This window comes from Mucilaginibacter sp. P4_G9, assembly GCF_056400985.1.
This window is the reverse complement of the sequence record NZ_JBFUKF010000114.1, coordinates 1-14,781: the sequence shown is the minus strand read 5'-3', so window position 1 is coordinate 14,781 and position 14,781 is coordinate 1. Positions and strand designations below refer to the sequence as shown.

The 14,781-nt window shown below is 43.7% G+C and carries 14 protein-coding genes; 10 read left to right on the top strand and 4 right to left on the bottom strand.

The window, feature by feature from the left end; translation table 11 throughout:
* The first annotated feature begins 219 nt into the window (after positions 1-219).
* From AC1DPZ_RS12075 to AC1DPZ_RS12045, 7 genes are all read left to right on the top strand, one after another.
* Positions 220-552 carry an L-rhamnose mutarotase gene (locus AC1DPZ_RS12075; protein WP_477403587.1) on the top strand — a complete coding sequence of 111 codons (333 nt, stop codon included), beginning with the start codon at positions 220-222 and terminating at the stop codon, positions 550-552.
* 36 nt (positions 553-588) lie between these two features.
* A complete protein-coding gene (locus AC1DPZ_RS12070) occupies positions 589-1,944 on the top strand; it encodes an alpha-L-fucosidase (RefSeq protein WP_477403585.1) in 1,356 nt (451 codons plus the stop codon).
* Between the two features lie 19 nt (positions 1,945-1,963).
* On the top strand, positions 1,964-3,622 hold the full coding sequence (locus tag AC1DPZ_RS12065) for a UxaA family hydrolase (protein WP_477403583.1): 1,659 nt from the start codon (positions 1,964-1,966) through the stop codon (positions 3,620-3,622).
* 181 nt (positions 3,623-3,803) lie between these two features.
* Entirely contained in the window at positions 3,804-4,568 is a 765-nt protein-coding gene (locus AC1DPZ_RS12060; protein WP_477403581.1) for an SDR family NAD(P)-dependent oxidoreductase, read from the top strand.
* A gap of 26 nt (positions 4,569-4,594) precedes the next feature.
* The gene (locus AC1DPZ_RS12055; RefSeq protein WP_477403579.1) at positions 4,595-5,440 is read left to right on the top strand and encodes a fumarylacetoacetate hydrolase family protein; all 846 of its coding nucleotides are present in this window, start codon (positions 4,595-4,597) and stop codon (positions 5,438-5,440) included.
* The gene (locus tag AC1DPZ_RS12050; protein ID WP_477403577.1) at positions 5,433-6,263 is read left to right on the top strand and encodes an amidohydrolase family protein; all 831 of its coding nucleotides are present in this window, start codon (positions 5,433-5,435) and stop codon (positions 6,261-6,263) included. The genes AC1DPZ_RS12055 and AC1DPZ_RS12050 overlap by 8 nt, the downstream gene beginning before the upstream one ends.
* A 362-nt stretch (positions 6,264-6,625) precedes the next feature.
* The gene (locus AC1DPZ_RS12045) at positions 6,626-6,832 is read left to right on the top strand and encodes a hypothetical protein (protein WP_477403575.1); all 207 of its coding nucleotides are present in this window, start codon (positions 6,626-6,628) and stop codon (positions 6,830-6,832) included.
* Positions 6,833-7,049: 217 nt separating this feature from the next.
* Here the strand turns inward: AC1DPZ_RS12045 and AC1DPZ_RS12040 are convergent, their stop codons facing one another.
* On the bottom strand, positions 7,050-7,541 hold the full coding sequence (locus AC1DPZ_RS12040) for a DinB family protein (RefSeq protein ID WP_477403573.1): 492 nt from the start codon (positions 7,539-7,541) through the stop codon (positions 7,050-7,052).
* A gap of 351 nt (positions 7,542-7,892) precedes the next feature.
* Between AC1DPZ_RS12040 and AC1DPZ_RS12035 the strand changes: the two genes are divergently transcribed.
* Both AC1DPZ_RS12035 and AC1DPZ_RS12030 read left to right on the top strand, forming a co-directional pair.
* Positions 7,893-8,666, top strand: coding sequence for a polysaccharide deacetylase family protein (locus AC1DPZ_RS12035; RefSeq protein ID WP_477403571.1), 774 nt, complete (start codon positions 7,893-7,895; stop codon positions 8,664-8,666).
* 25 nt (positions 8,667-8,691) lie between these two features.
* The gene (locus AC1DPZ_RS12030) at positions 8,692-11,430 is read left to right on the top strand and encodes a glycoside hydrolase family 78 protein (RefSeq protein WP_477403569.1); all 2,739 of its coding nucleotides are present in this window, start codon (positions 8,692-8,694) and stop codon (positions 11,428-11,430) included.
* Between the two features lie 5 nt (positions 11,431-11,435).
* Here the strand turns inward: AC1DPZ_RS12030 and AC1DPZ_RS12025 are convergent, their stop codons facing one another.
* Complete coding sequence (locus AC1DPZ_RS12025; RefSeq protein WP_477403567.1) at positions 11,436-11,828, bottom strand: DUF3037 domain-containing protein; 393 nt, start codon at positions 11,826-11,828, stop codon at positions 11,436-11,438.
* Positions 11,797-12,591: a HipA family kinase gene (locus tag AC1DPZ_RS12020; RefSeq protein ID WP_477403565.1), complete on the bottom strand. Its 795-nt coding sequence runs from the start codon at positions 12,589-12,591 to the stop codon at positions 11,797-11,799. The genes AC1DPZ_RS12025 and AC1DPZ_RS12020 overlap by 32 nt, the downstream gene beginning before the upstream one ends.
* Positions 12,592-12,692: 101 nt before the next feature.
* On the opposite strand from AC1DPZ_RS12020, the gene AC1DPZ_RS12015 reads away from it, so the two are divergent.
* Positions 12,693-14,189 carry a gluconokinase gene (locus tag AC1DPZ_RS12015; RefSeq protein WP_477403563.1) on the top strand — a complete coding sequence of 499 codons (1,497 nt, stop codon included), beginning with the start codon at positions 12,693-12,695 and terminating at the stop codon, positions 14,187-14,189.
* 41 nt (positions 14,190-14,230) lie between these two features.
* On the opposite strand, the gene AC1DPZ_RS12010 is transcribed toward AC1DPZ_RS12015, so the two are convergent.
* Positions 14,231-14,781: phosphatase PAP2-related protein (locus AC1DPZ_RS12010; protein ID WP_477403561.1), on the bottom strand; the 551-nt coding region annotated here is incomplete at its 5' end.

The window sequence follows — 14,781 nt, the reverse complement described above, 5'->3', positions numbered from 1 at the left end:
GCTACAACATTGAGGAATGAGTAAAGACCTTATCCAACCCTTTTTAAAGGTGAGGTTTTTGATTTGCATGTTTATTTTAACTTTAATTTTTGGGATTTTTTAGAATCCGTTTTTTCGTGAAGCATATGCCAAAAAAGCTGAATGTTTTGGCCATTTTCTGTTAATTTTTTACCTGTAAACCTTATTTCTTTGTATTGCCAATGTAATGCTTTTAAAATTATGGGTCACAGATATTGTTTAACGCTTGATTTGGTTGATGACGCCAGCCTGATTGCCGAATACGAGAAATACCATCAAATCATCTGGCCCGAAATTCATAAAAGTATTACCGACTACGGTATTACCAGTATGGAAATTTACCGTTTTGACGTAAGATTGTTTATGATCATGGAGACAGATGATAGTTTTAGCTTTGAAAAGAAGGCTGCCGCTGATGCTGCCAATCCCAAAGTGCAGGAATGGGAAGCCCTGATGTGGAAATATCAGCAACCTGTAAAAGGTGCGCTCAAAAACGAAAAGTGGGTTTTAATGGATAAAATATTTTCGCTTTAAATTATTGCCAATTACACAACTAAACATACACATCTCATGCTAAAAAAACTGCAATTATTAGTAATGCTGGCGCTTATAACCGCAACCTCGGTATCGGCCCAAAAAATGATAGGTAATGAAACCGACGCCCAAAAGGATAAACGTATGGAGTGGTGGAAAGACAGCCGCTTCGGGATGTTTATTCACTGGGGTTTATATTCGGGAGCAGCAAGGCATGAGTGGGTAAAGCATAATGAAAAGATTGATAATGCAGGTTATCAAAAATATTTCGACCAGTTTAACCCGGATTATTTTGATCCGCAGAAATGGGCCCGCCAGGCTAAGGCTGCAGGTATGAAATACGCGGTGCTTACCACAAAACATCACGAAGGTTTTTGCCTTTTCGATTCAAAATATACTGATTATAAAGCGCCAAATACCAAAGCCAAACGCGACCTGGTACGTGAATATGTAAATGCCTTCAGAGCTCAGGGGCTGAAAGTAGGTTTTTATTATTCACTGTTAGATTGGCATCATCCTGATTATACTATTGACGAGATTCACCCGCAATCACCTGCTGATAAAAGCGATGCCTCATATGCTAAGCTGAATAAAGGCCGCGATATGGCCAAATACAGGCAGTACATGCGTAACCAGATCACCGAGTTGTTAACTAATTACGGTAAAATTGATATCCTTTGGTTGGATTTCTCATTCCCGCGCAAGGATGGACATGGTAAGGGAAAAGATGAATGGGGAGCTGTTGAATTGTTAAAACTCATCAGGAAATTACAGCCGGGTATCATTGTTGATAACCGCCTTAACCTGGAAGAATATAAAGATGGCGCCGATTTTGAAACTCCGGAACAGGTAAGCACTGCCGAACTGGCCAAATACCGCGGCAAAACCTGGGAAACCTGCCAGACGTTTTCGGGCTCATGGGGATATTACCGCGACGAGAATACCTGGAAAAGCCATCGTCAATTACTTGATCTGTTGATTACTTCAGTAAGCAATGGTGGTAACCTCATCCTGAATGTTGGCCCTACCGCACGCGGCGAATTTGATTACAGGGCAACAAGGGCGCTGGATAGCCTGAGCCATTGGATGCATGCTAACGATAAGTCAATTTACAACTGTACCTACGCACCCGATACTTATAAAGTACCCGAAGGCACCAAACTCACCTATAACAAAACAACCAAACGTTTATATGTACAGTTGTTTGATTATCCAAAAGGAAAGCTAATTTTGCCCGGCTATAAAGGAAAGGTGAAATACGTGCAGTTTTTAAATGATCACTCCGAGCTGTTATTCAAACCCTCGGGATCTGATGACCTGGAAGTAGCCCTTCCGGCTAAACCTAATTACGAGATCCCGGTTATTGAATTAACGCTCGATAATAAAGATTAAGACAAAGGAATTTGATATAATGTCGCAAAAAGAAACATTTTTAAAAATTCACCCGCATGATAATGTGCTGGTAGCCCTGCAAAACCTGGAGCAGGGAACTATAATAGACTTTGAAGGGTCAACCTTTCCGTTGGTTGATCGTGTGGCCGCCAAGCATAAGTTCGCCATAAACGAATTAGTGCAGGGCGCCGAAATTTATATGTACGGGGTGCTGGTTGGTAAAGCCACCAGTACTATACCAAAAGGAGGTGTACTTACCACTGCCAACGTACACCATGCTTCAGACAGCTTTCGGTTAGGCGAGCGTAAATTGAACTGGCATCAACCCGATACCGGCAATTTTAATGGCAAAACCTTTATGGGCTATCACCGCACCGATGGCTCGGTTGGTACGGCCAACTACTGGATTGTAGTGCCACTTGTATTTTGCGAGAACCGCAACATCCAGGTATTAAAGGAGGCCTTGGTTGATAAGCTGGGCTATAAGAAAGCTAAAAGTTATGAAGGGGATGTTGAGCAATTGATGGAGCTTTATCGGGCAGGGAAATCTGTTGAGGAAATATTGAATGCCGATATACAGGCAAGCATTGATAAGCCAAACTCAAAACGGTTGTTCAAGAATATTGATGGAATAAAATTTTTAAACCACAGCATGGGCTGCGGTGGCACCAAGGACGATTCTGTTGCGCTGTGTGGGTTGATAGCCGGTTATATAACCCATCCCAATGTTGCAGGAGCAACAGTATTAAGCCTGGGCTGCCAGCATGCGCAGGTGAGCATATTACAGGCCGAAATTGCTAAACGCGATCCTGCTTTTAATAAACCAATGGTGGTGCTGGAGCAACAAAAAGTAGGTACCGAAAGCGAATTGTTACAACAAGCTTTGAAACAAACATTTGCGGGGTTGGTACAGGCCAATCAAAACCAGCGTGTGCCTGCGCCGCTTTCAAAATTATGTATCGGTTTGGAATGTGGTGGATCTGACGGGTTTTCTGGTATTTCGGCTAATCCGGCATTGGGTTATGTATCTGATCTTCTGGTTACTATGGGTGGTTCGGTAATTTTATCTGAGTTTCCGGAGCTTTGCGGGGTAGAGCAGGAGCTGAGCGACCGTTGTACTGATGAGGATATGGCCAATCGTTTTATGCATTTAATGACCACCTATAACGCACGTGCCGAGGCCGATGGTTCGGGCTTTTATGCCAACCCTTCGCCGGGTAATGTACGGGATGGGTTGATAACCGATGCCATTAAATCGGCAGGGGCAGCAAAAAAAGGTGGCACATCGCCGGTAACCGCGGTTTTGGATTATCCAGAAAAGGTAACCAAGCCAGGATTGAACCTGTTATGTACACCCGGCAGCGATGTGGAAAGTACTACGGCCGAAGTAGGTTCTGGCGCTAATGTGGTATTATTTACCACAGGTTTGGGTACCCCAACAGGTAACCCGATTACCCCGGTGATCAAATTATCAACTAATACTGTTATGTTTGAACGCATGCCCGATATAATTGATATCAACTGCGGTACCATTATAGAGGGAAATGAAACCATTGAGCAGGCAGGCGAGCGCATTTTAAATTACGTGATCCAGGTTGCCAGCGGCGAAGCTGAACCAAAATCAGTAAAGCTTGGCCAGGATGATTTTATACCATGGAAGAGGGGAGTGTCGTTATAAGTGCCTCACCCAACCCTCTCCAAAAAAGAGAGCTTTAAAAAATTGGCAATATAAATTTGTCATGCTGAACGAAGCGAAGCATCTGTTCGCCACTATGCACATTAATTATGCATAGTCCGCTGACAGATCCGTCGTTCCTCAGGGTGACGTGGGATATGAAGAGATAAACGTTAAACCCAATATGTTTAAACTAACTAATAAATCAGTAGTAATAACCGGAGGCGGCAGTGGAATAGGCAGGGCAATGTCTGTACTTTTTGCGCAGCAAGGCGCTACTGTGCATATTATCGAACTAAATGACAAAGCTGCGGCCGACACTGTAAGCGAAATTGAAGCTGCAGCCGGTAAAGCCAAAGGTTATGCCTGCGATGTAAGTAGTCAGCAGCAGGTTTTGGATACTTTTACACAGATAGGGGCAATTGATATTTTAATTAATAATGCAGGTATAGCGCATATTGGCCGCGCAGATACCACCAGCACTGCCGACTTTGAGAAAGTGTTTAATGTGAACGTAAAAGGCGCTTACAATTGCCTATACGCTGTTATCCCGATGTTAAAAGCAAATGGCGGCGGGGTTATACTAAATACTGCATCAATTGCAGCCAGCGTTGGCATTACCGATAGGTTTGCCTACTCGATGAGTAAGGGCGCTATACATGCCATGACGCTATCTGTTGCCCGCGATTTCCTGCATGATAATATCAGGTGTAATTGTATTTCGCCGGCGCGGATTCATACACCTTTTGTGGATGGCTTTATTGCTAAGAACTATGCCGGGCAGGAAGCTGAGATTTTTGAGAAACTTTCCAAAAGCCAGCCAATTGGCAGGATGGGTAAATCTGAAGAAGTAGCTGCATTGGCACTTTACTTATGCTCAGAAGAAGCCGGATTTATTACCGGGACGGATTACCCAATCGATGGCGGATTTATCACCCTAAATAATTAACAAACAGACATTAACAATACCAACATATGAAGCTTATCCGATTTGGCGAAAACGGCAAAGAAAAAACAGGCGTGATCCTTGAGAATAAAAAATACGATACTTCGGCTTTTGGCGAAGATTATACTGAGCAATTTTTTGAAACAGATGGCCTTGTCCGTTTAGCAGCTTTTATAAAAGACGCACAACTGCCACAGGTTGCTGATGATGTGCGTTTAGGCAGCCCTATTGCCCGTCCGTCAAAAATTATCTGCATTGGTTTAAACTACGCCGATCATGCCCATGAAACCAATGCGCCGCTACCGCCCGAGCCGGTAATTTTTATGAAGGCTACCACAGCTATAGTTGGACCGTTTGATGATATAGTTGTACCCAAAAATTCTGTAAAAACAGACTGGGAAGTAGAGCTGGCCGTAGTTATAGGTAAAAAAGCATCTTATGTAGATGAGACCAGTGCTATGGATTATGTTGCAGGATATGTATTGCATAATGATGTATCTGAGCGCGAGTTTCAATTGGAGCGTAACGGCACCTGGGATAAAGGCAAGGGTTGCGATACCTTTGCACCGCTCGGCCCGTTTTTAGCAACTGTAGATGAAATTGAAGATCCGCATAACCTCAACCTTTGGTTAAAAGTTAACGGCGAGATCATGCAAAAAGGCACTACCTCAAATTTTATATTCAACTTACCACAAATAATATCATATACCAGCCAGTTTATGACCTTGCTGCCTGGCGATATTATTTCAACAGGAACCCCTGCCGGTGTCGGCCTGGGTATGAAACCTCCTGTTTATTTAAAGCCAGGCGATGTGGTTGAGCTTGGGATTGATAATCTTGGTGAATCAAAACAAAACGTAATAGCATATGGATAAAATAGATTCGCACCAGCATTTCTGGGTGTTTGATCCGGTCAGGGACAATTGGATCAATGATGAAATGGTGGTGCTCAAAAATGATTTTTTACCTGCCCAATTGTTGCCTGTTTTACAAAAAAACGGGATAGACGGTTGCGTGGCAGTACAGGCCAGTCAAACAGATGACGAAACGATGTTTTTGTTAGAGCTGGCTGCCGAAAACCCTTTTATAAAAGGTGTAGTGGGATGGGTTGATCTGAAAGCTGATGATATTGAGGAACAACTTCAGGCGTACGGACAGTATAACCTGCTTAAAGGTTTCAGGCATATATTACAGTCCGAACCGGATAAGCAATATATGCTGCAGCCTGCTTTTCAAAATGGTATAGCCGCGCTGCAAAAGTATGGTTATACTTATGATATCCTGATATACCCCGAACATTTGCCTTATGCGGCACAATTGGTTAGTAGTTTCCCCGATCAGAAGTTTGTGGTTGATCATATGGCCAAGCCACCCATCAAAACTAAGGAAATCAAAGACTGGCAGAATGATATCGAATCATTAGCCAAACATCAAAATGTATATTGTAAAATTTCGGGCATGCTCACGGAGGCCAACTGGGCTCACTGGGAAGTTGCAGATTTTACCCCATACCTTGATGTGGTGCTTAACGCTTTTGGCACAAACCGCATCATGTTTGGTTCCGACTGGCCGGTTTGCCTGCTGGCAGGGGCCTATAAGGGTACCATGCATGTAATGCACAACTTTATTGAAAAATTATCTGCTATTGAGCAGGAATTGTTTTTTGGCGGTAACGCCGTTTCGTTCTATAACTTATAGACATATCAAATTGATAGTACCACTTTCATTTTGATAATTCTAAGCTTACTGGTTTAAAGCTTCGTAAGTTTTTCATTGACAACCTTATGCCGGTCACCTATGTCGGCATCTATAGGGTTTATAAGCATTGTAAGCAGTTTCTGACCGGCGTCAGGCTAACTTTCTTACAAATGTACACACTCCGCATCTACCTTTATTTTTTCTTGAACTGTAACAATTGCTTAAGAATAGGCGTTGGTATATTATTGGCACATATTTAGCTATATGATTGTTATGATTGCTGCTGAAATTTTAAACCGATAAGTAGTTTTATTTTATTTACCGTTTTAGATGTGCATTCTAAATAATTTATTTAAAACGTCATGTATATTATTTTATTCCAAATTGCCGCCCTGCTTGCTGTAATCATTTTACCGGTATTCATTATCCGTGCTAAAAGACGTAGGAAATCAAAAAACGTAGTTAAGTACAAGATTGATACTGATACCACTTATGCCCGCTATGCCATCAACGAAAATGGTTTTCTTGAAGAAATAAACCAGGATAAGCTTTACAAGCATAAACATTAGTATTTATACAGCACAAAATGAAAGACGACTGTCCCAAATTAAGGGCAGTCGTCTTTTTAGTATCAGGGAAGTATCAGGGAAGTATCAAGTAGTTAGTATCAAGTATCAAATAAAAATTGCTAGGGTATTTTCGTGTCTTGATACTTGATACTTGCGACTTGATACCAAGTAAATCTGCAAGTTGTGTCCCAGTCTTGATACTTGATACTTGCTAAAATTAATGCTCATCAGCACTTGGGCCATAGCTGGCCGGTATTGGAATATTAAGCAGTCGTAAATACACGCCTAACTGCGCCCGGTGGTGCACAATTTGCGAATAGGTCATCCTGATCACCTCGCTCTTTGTGGATTTATTTAGCACCTGGTCGCCGTTGCTCAGCGTCCATGTTTTAGAAAATTCCTTTTCATCGGCGTTCTCTAAAGTGGCTTTACCGCTTGCCAATGATTTTTCATAAAACTTTAACAGGTCGGCGGTATTGCCTATCGGTTCAACTTTATAGGGATTACGGGCAAAATCAAGCCCGTCGGTAGTAAGCGCCATAGTAACCCAGGCTGGTAATTCGGCAATGTGTGCTGCCAGGTGTTGTACGGTCATGCTTTTTTCATGTGGTTGCCACTGAAATTTTTCGGTTGGTACACGCTCAAGCATTTTACGGGTGGTTTGAGCTTCCTGCTCCATTTCTTTTAATAACATTGGGATGATTGACATAGCTTTTTGTTTTTGATTATGATTCAAAGTAACAACCGGCCAATGACAGCCCTATGTCAGCAGGGTTTTATAAAAGATAAAGAACTTTATTTTAAGTCTGTTAACTAATTTTAAATAGGTCAATCCGTTGCAATTGATAATTAAGGTCTTATGAAGCAATCCCAAACTAAGTAGGTCGGATCTGCGAAGCTACTCTGTAAGTTGGGGATTGCTTCGTGCCTCGCAATGACGGTCTTTTTATTTATTTTAAACAGTTTCTTAGCTTTTAGCTTTGTGCATTCAGCTTTTAGCTTTTTTTTGTTAAAAACTGATGGCTTAACTTATATTAGTAGAGGTTTTAAATCCACCTTTATGAGAAAGATATCCTTGTTTTTTTTACTGTTAAATTTTACCGCCTATGCCCAGCAACATAAAAAAGCGGTCATTATGCTTACCTATGATGATGCGCTTGCATCTCAATTAAATATCGCCATCCCGCAATTGGATTCTTTGGGGCTTAAAGGCACTTTTTTCCTTATAGGCAATATTGGGCAGGCTACAATCCCCCGTTGGCGCCAGGTGGCTTTAAAGGGGCACGAGCTGGCTAATCATACTTTATATCATCCCTGTCTTCTTAGTACAGTTAAAGGCAATCCTGCAAATAACTCGGCCAACTATACGGTTTATACGATGATCCGTGAAATTGCAGAAATGAACAACCTTCTGTTCGCCGTAGATGGTAAAACAAGCCCGCGCACTTATGCTTATCCTTGTACCGAAGTAACTGTGGGCGGCATTAAATATGTTGATTCATTAAGGCAATCGGGCCTGGTAAAATATGCCCGCATTGGCGGCGGTCCCGATGCGGTGATCACCGATTTTAAAAAGCTCGATCCATTACTGGTACCTGCCTGGGGAATACCAACCGGTGTCACCGGCGATGAACTGGTTGCTTTTGTAAAGAAGGTGCAGCAAAGCGGCGGCGCGGGCGTACTAATGTTTCATGGCGTTGGGGGCGATTATCTCACTACGCCTGCAGCTGCCCATAAGCAATTGCTGTTATACTTAAAGCAGCATGAAAAAGAAATTGAGGTAACCACTTTCCGGACAGGGATGGATGGGGTTGCCAAAGCAAATCGTGATTAATATACTTGGTTCTCCAATTATAACCATGAAACGTATTTTTCTTTACCTCCTGTTTGCTTTGCCGGCTACATGCATGGCACAAAGTCTTGTTGTTGACAATTTATCGTGCGAATACCTAATAAACCCGGTAGGCATCGATATAACGCATCCCCGGCTAAGCTGGAAGATAGTTTCACCACAAAATAACACGCTGCAGCAGGCCTATACCATTACCGTCGCAACTGATGCCGCTTTTTCATCAGCCAAAACGGTTTGGAATACAGGAAAGGTAACTTCCGATTCATCGGTACTGATCACCTACAACGGCACGGCGTTAAAATCGGCTACACGTTATTACTGGCGGGTAAGGATCAGGGATAACCACAACCATACATCGGCCTGGAGCAAACCTGCGTATTTTGAAACCGGCCTGCTTGCCGCAAGCGACTGGACGGCCAGCTGGATACAGCCCAATCAGGATAGCTTGCGCAAAGTACCTGCCCAAATGTTGCGTAAACAATTCACCGCATCAAAAAAAATAGTATCGGCAAGGGCTTATGCAACCGCGCATGGTTTATATKAATTATACATTAACGGCCGCAAAGCAGGTAACCAGGTGCTTACCCCGGGTTGGACAGAGTATAAAAAACGCCTGCAATACCAGGTTTATGACGTAACTGCTATGCTGCAACAGGGCAATAATGTGATTGGGGCTATGCTTGGCGATGGCTGGTTCAGAGGAACTGTAGCCTATAAAAATCAATGGGGCTTTTGGGGTAAAAAACTTGCCTTACTATGCCAGTTGCAAATCACTTATGCTGATGGAACGGTAGAAAACATCAATACCGACAGTTCATGGAAAAGCACTCAAACCGGCCCCATAACACTTAACGGGATTTACGACGGCGAAAACTATGATGCCCGCAAAGAAATACCCGGCTGGGCAAATAAAGGATTTAACGATGCCGCCTGGACACCTGTAAGCGTTGTGGATATAGATAAAAAAACACTGGTAGGGGTTGAGAGCGTTCCGGTACACAGGATTGCTGAACTTAAACCAATAGCCATTTTTAAAAGTGCCAAAGGTACCCAAATAGTCGATTTTGGGCAAAACCTCACTGGTTGGGTCCGCCTTAAAGTAAACGGTCCGGCAGGAACAACCGTCAACATCAAACACGCCGAAGTGCTGGATAAATTTGGCGAGTTTTATACGGCCAACCTGCGCGGAGCTACTTCAACAATCAATTATACCCTGAAAGGTGGTGGCGATGAAGTATTTGAACCTCATTTTACCTTTATGGGTTTCCGGTATATTGCTGTGGAAGGCTTCCCGGGAGAGTTGAAACCCGGCAACTTTACCGCTGTGGTAGTGCACTCAGATATGGGCGTAACCGGAGAATTTACCTGCTCAGATACCATGATCAACAAACTGCAGCACAATATTTTATGGGGACAAAAAGGAAATTTTTTAGATATTCCTACCGATTGCCCCCAACGGGATGAGCGTTTGGGCTGGACTGGCGACGCGCAGGTTTTTTCGCGCACGGCAGCATTTAATATGAATGTGGCGCCGTTTTTTGCCAAATGGATGAAGGATGTCGCGGCAGATCAGTTCCCGGATGGAGGCGTACCTTTTGTGGTACCCGATGTTTTGCAAACCAATAATACAACTTCGGCAGGCTGGGGAGATGTAGCCGTTATTGTACCCTGGACAATGTACCAGGTTTATGCCGATAAACGCATCCTGCAAACGCAATACCCCAGTATGAAAGCTTATGTGGAAAAGATCATTAAAAAGGCCGGCGCGAGCCGGATATGGAAGGGCGGCAGTGTTTTTGGCGACTGGCTATTCTATCGCCCCGGCATCTATGATTTTTCGGAACCTAATGGCTATACCAATCCCGATATGATAGCTACGGCTTTTTACGCGTATTCATCAAAACTACTTAGCCAGGCTGCCGGTGCTTTGGGTAATACTGCCGATGAAAAAAAATATGATGATGTTTTTGAGGAAGTAAAAAAGGCATTTATTCATAACTATATGACGCCTACCGGCCGCATATTTGCCGATTCGCAAACGGGCTATGTGCTGGCATTAAAGTTTAACCTGGTACCCGATAGCTTAAAGAGCAGGGCAGCCGCTTATTTGGTTGAGGATGTTCGTAGCCGTAACAACCACTTGTCTACCGGGTTTTTAGGTACGCCTTATTTATGCCAGGTGCTATCACAAAATGGCTATGCTAATGTGGCTTATGACCTGTTGCTGCAAAAAACCTACCCCTCCTGGTTATACCCTGTAAAAATGGGTGCAACCACCATTTGGGAACGCTGGGATGGTATCAAAACCGATAGTACCTTCCAGGATAAAAGTATGAACTCCTTTAACCACTACTCATACGGCGCTGTTGGCGATTGGATGTACCAGAATATAACCGGTTTGCAGATTGGCAAGCCTGGCTACAGGTATATCATATTAAGGCCACAGCCAAACCCTAAATTTACATTTGCCAAAGCCACTTTCGAAACCATGTACGGGCAGGTGCTTTCGGCCTGGGAAGTTAAGGATGGTATAATGCAGGTGCACGTTAAAATTCCTGCCAATACAACAGCGGGTTTAACCCTGCCAAAGGCTCACCCCGAAGATGTAAAACAGGATGGCAAGCCGGTAACGGGTGCCAGTACCGATGTTGATGGTGTTACTGTACAGCTTGGTTCTGGCGAGTATACATTTAATTATCCCTGGGTGGTGGTGAATGAAAAGATTGCTTCAAAGCAAATCAGATAAATATATTATTCAACCAACTGGTTAAACAACCTCTTTAGTGTTGCCTCCGCATCGGTACACAAACCCGGATGCACTTTTGACGATTGTACCACCGTGCTGCGCGTGGCAGTAAGCCAGCGAAAACGGGAGGCTATATCCAGTTTGGCTATAGGGCCCGCAAGTAAGTCGCCATTGGTGATTTTTTCAAACGAGTTGATGTTATCCCTCAGGCATTCCAAATCCAAACCAGGCGCGAACGCGCTGATCCTGGCTTCATCAACCTGCAGCATGGCTTTTAAAAACTTTTGCTTTGGGCAATAAACTATTACACCAATATTTATAAATTCCTCGCGCTCTACCCTTGGTACAACGCGTATTACGGCATACTCAAATAGCTGATCGGGCATGGTTGGCTTCATTTACAAATATTGCTGATGAGGCAATACGGGTTATTAAAAATTGAGTGTAAACTTCCCTGCGTTCGGCTGGCGTACCATTTCCAGATTCGTCTGTAAGCCAGTCGTCAGGAATTAAATTTACTATATTACGAATACGTTCGGGTGTTAAAATGTCATGAAACTCAGCATCAACCACGTCCAATTCTGATGCCTGGGGTAGCAGCACATGGTCTTTAACCTGTACAAAAGGTCTTTGGGCTGATTCTTCCCAGTTATGCCAGGAGTGATGGAAATACAAGGCAGCGCCATGATCAATAAGCCAGAGCTCCTTATGCCACATCAGCATATTGGTATTGCGCGGGGTTCGGTCAACATTGGTCAGCAGGCAATCGAGCCATACTATTTTTGATGCCAGCTTTGCATCTAAGGTATTAACCACCGGGTCGTAAGTTATAGCGCCCGAAAGGTAATGTAAAGCAAGATTTAGCCCGACACTGAACTTCAGCAGGTCCTGGATCTCTTCATCCGCTTCCGACCGGCCAAAGGCTTCGTCAAGGTTGGCAAATACCAGCTCGGGTACTTTTAAACCAAGCAGGCGCGCAATTTCGCCGCCAATAAGTTCGGCAATTAAGGCTTTAACACCCTGCCCGGCACCGCGAAATTTAAGCACATATAAAAACTCATCGTCACCCTCGGCAATGGCCGGTAGTGAGCCGCCCTCGCGCAGGGGGGTTACATAGCGGATCACCTTAATGGTTCTGAGTTGTGGTTCAGCGTAGTTCATAAACAAGGCGAAAATTAGGGCAAATTTTTGAGAAATCAGTAAGCCGATTTTTTATTTCCTTCATCCCAAAGATAAATCCTATTTTGGGCGCATATAACAACATGCAGGCATATATTTTAGGTATCGATATTGGCACAGGCAGCACAAAGGCTGTTGCAGTTGCTTTAACCGGCGAGGTATTAGGCGTTACGCAACAGCATTATGCTATTAACAGTCCCGAACCCGGTTACAGTGAACAGGATCCCGTACTGATATGGCATGCTTTTGTGCAATGCCTGCAGGAGGTTACCACTAAGATAGGGTTTGGACCACAGGCTATCAGCTTTAGCAGCGCCATGCACAGTATTATACCTGTTGATGAGGCTGGAATACCATTAGCCCCGATGATAACCTGGGCCGACGCGCGAAGCGAAAAGATAGCACAGGCTTTAAGGGATTCGGCAAAAGGAGAAGAGATTTACCGGATAACAGGTACGCCAATACATGCCATGTCGCCGCTATGTAAACTCATCTGGATGCGTACTAATAAACCGGAGCTGTTTTCCCGGGCTGATAAGTTCATCTCGATAAAAGAGTTTATCTGGTTTAACCTGTTCAATAGCTTCCAGGTAGATTATTCCATTGCATCAGCAACCGGGCTATTTGATATTTTAAAACTGGAGTGGAGCGGGGAAGCCTGTACTTTGGCAGGTATATCTCCCGATAAATTATCGCGCCCGGAGAACACTACTTATTATCGTAGCGATTTAGATGCTGATAAAGCAACCTTGCTTAACATCCCGCAAAAAACAAATTTTGTTATTGGTGCAAGTGACGGGGCCTGCGCCAACCTGGGGAGCCATACCACCGGACCAGGCATTGCGGCTTTAACTATTGGAACCAGCGGAGCAGTCAGGATCACCAGCCCGAAGCCGGTTTACAATTACGAGGGAATGACCTTTAATTACCTGCTTAATCAAGATACTTACGTATGCGGCGGCGCGGTAAATAATGGCGGTATTGCCATTAATTGGCTGCTGAATAACTTTTTGCAAAAGGATAAACTTACTACTGCAGATTACGACGACCTGTTTAACGCTATTGATACTACACCGGCCGGCAGTGATGGCCTGCTTTTTTTACCTTATTTGTATGGAGAGCGGGCCCCCCTTTGGGATACCAAAAGCAGCGGGGCATTTATTAATATAAAGCCGGTACACACCAGGTCGCATTTTTTAAGGGCAGCATTAGAAGGGGTTTGTTTTGCTTTGTATGACGTGCTTAAAACTGTTGAGGATGCCTCGGTTAATATTACCCAGGTTAACATTAGCGGCGGCTTTGTAAGCTCGGGTACGTGGACGCAGGTACTGGCTGATATCACCGGAAAAAAACTGATGGTATCGCAACCCGAAGATGCATCGGCAGTTGGGGCGGTTTACCTTGCCATGCAGGTGCTGCATGCTGAAAGTTATGGCAGTTTAAGCCACATTAATAGCCAAACGGCCATCCAACCAAATGAACAACATCACAAAATGTACAGTAAACGTTTTGTGCTATTTAAAAAGCTTTATAAAGATTTAAAACAAACGATGCACCTGATGAACGATATGGATGTTTAGTAAACGCCAATGCACTTAAGTTGCATTGTTTTTGACCTGTTTTACCTGAAGCCGAGCGCGCGGGTAAAGCGGTAACAACAGTAAACTATAACGGGTGCCGCAAGTATATCTACGGTGTAATGGATGTGTTGAACCATCAGTAGCAGCATTACAATTAAAGTAGCTGCAAGCGCAATACGCTTATCGTTCTTCCGCTCAAGGTTAAGGTAGATCATAACGAGCGTTGCAGTATGACCCGAAAAGAAAAGATCTTTAGTAATAGCTGCATGGCCGTAAAAGTAGCCTGTGAGGGGATCAACCAAAGGAATTAACCCGGCAGGTGGGTCAAGTTTTACAAAACTCAAAGTTATAAACCGGGCTATACAAACAAATATAAGTGTCCAAAGATAGGTCATGCCCAATGCTGGTTTGTATAGTGCCCTTATCATCATGAGTATCGCCATGCCCCATATAATGGCAAAAATGGGTACCGATACATCAAAGGCAGGTAAATGAGCCAGGAACCAGTCATTTAATACCATGCCGTGTCTTTGTTCAATACTCCTGAAAAAGGAGGGCATAATATTAAGGATGGCCACAATAAGCATAGTGC

Coding starts and splice junctions, on each gene's coding strand:
- AC1DPZ_RS12075 (WP_477403587.1), top strand. CDS start 220: ATGGGTCACAGATATTGTTTAACGCTTGATTTGGTTGATGACGCCAGC.
- AC1DPZ_RS12050 (WP_477403577.1), top strand. CDS start 5,433: ATGGATAAAATAGATTCGCACCAGCATTTCTGGGTGTTTGATCCGGTC.
- AC1DPZ_RS12025 (WP_477403567.1), bottom strand. CDS start 11,828: ATGAAGCCAACCATGCCCGATCAGCTATTTGAGTATGCCGTAATACGC.
- AC1DPZ_RS12015 (WP_477403563.1), top strand. CDS start 12,693: ATGCAGGCATATATTTTAGGTATCGATATTGGCACAGGCAGCACAAAG.
- AC1DPZ_RS12070 (WP_477403585.1), top strand. CDS start 589: ATGCTAAAAAAACTGCAATTATTAGTAATGCTGGCGCTTATAACCGCA.
- AC1DPZ_RS12045 (WP_477403575.1), top strand. CDS start 6,626: ATGTATATTATTTTATTCCAAATTGCCGCCCTGCTTGCTGTAATCATT.
- AC1DPZ_RS12035 (WP_477403571.1), top strand. CDS start 7,893: ATGAGAAAGATATCCTTGTTTTTTTTACTGTTAAATTTTACCGCCTAT.
- AC1DPZ_RS12040 (WP_477403573.1), bottom strand. CDS start 7,541: ATGTCAATCATCCCAATGTTATTAAAAGAAATGGAGCAGGAAGCTCAA.
- AC1DPZ_RS12055 (WP_477403579.1), top strand. CDS start 4,595: ATGAAGCTTATCCGATTTGGCGAAAACGGCAAAGAAAAAACAGGCGTG.
- AC1DPZ_RS12060 (WP_477403581.1), top strand. CDS start 3,804: ATGTTTAAACTAACTAATAAATCAGTAGTAATAACCGGAGGCGGCAGT.
- AC1DPZ_RS12065 (WP_477403583.1), top strand. CDS start 1,964: ATGTCGCAAAAAGAAACATTTTTAAAAATTCACCCGCATGATAATGTG.
- AC1DPZ_RS12020 (WP_477403565.1), bottom strand. CDS start 12,591: ATGAACTACGCTGAACCACAACTCAGAACCATTAAGGTGATCCGCTAT.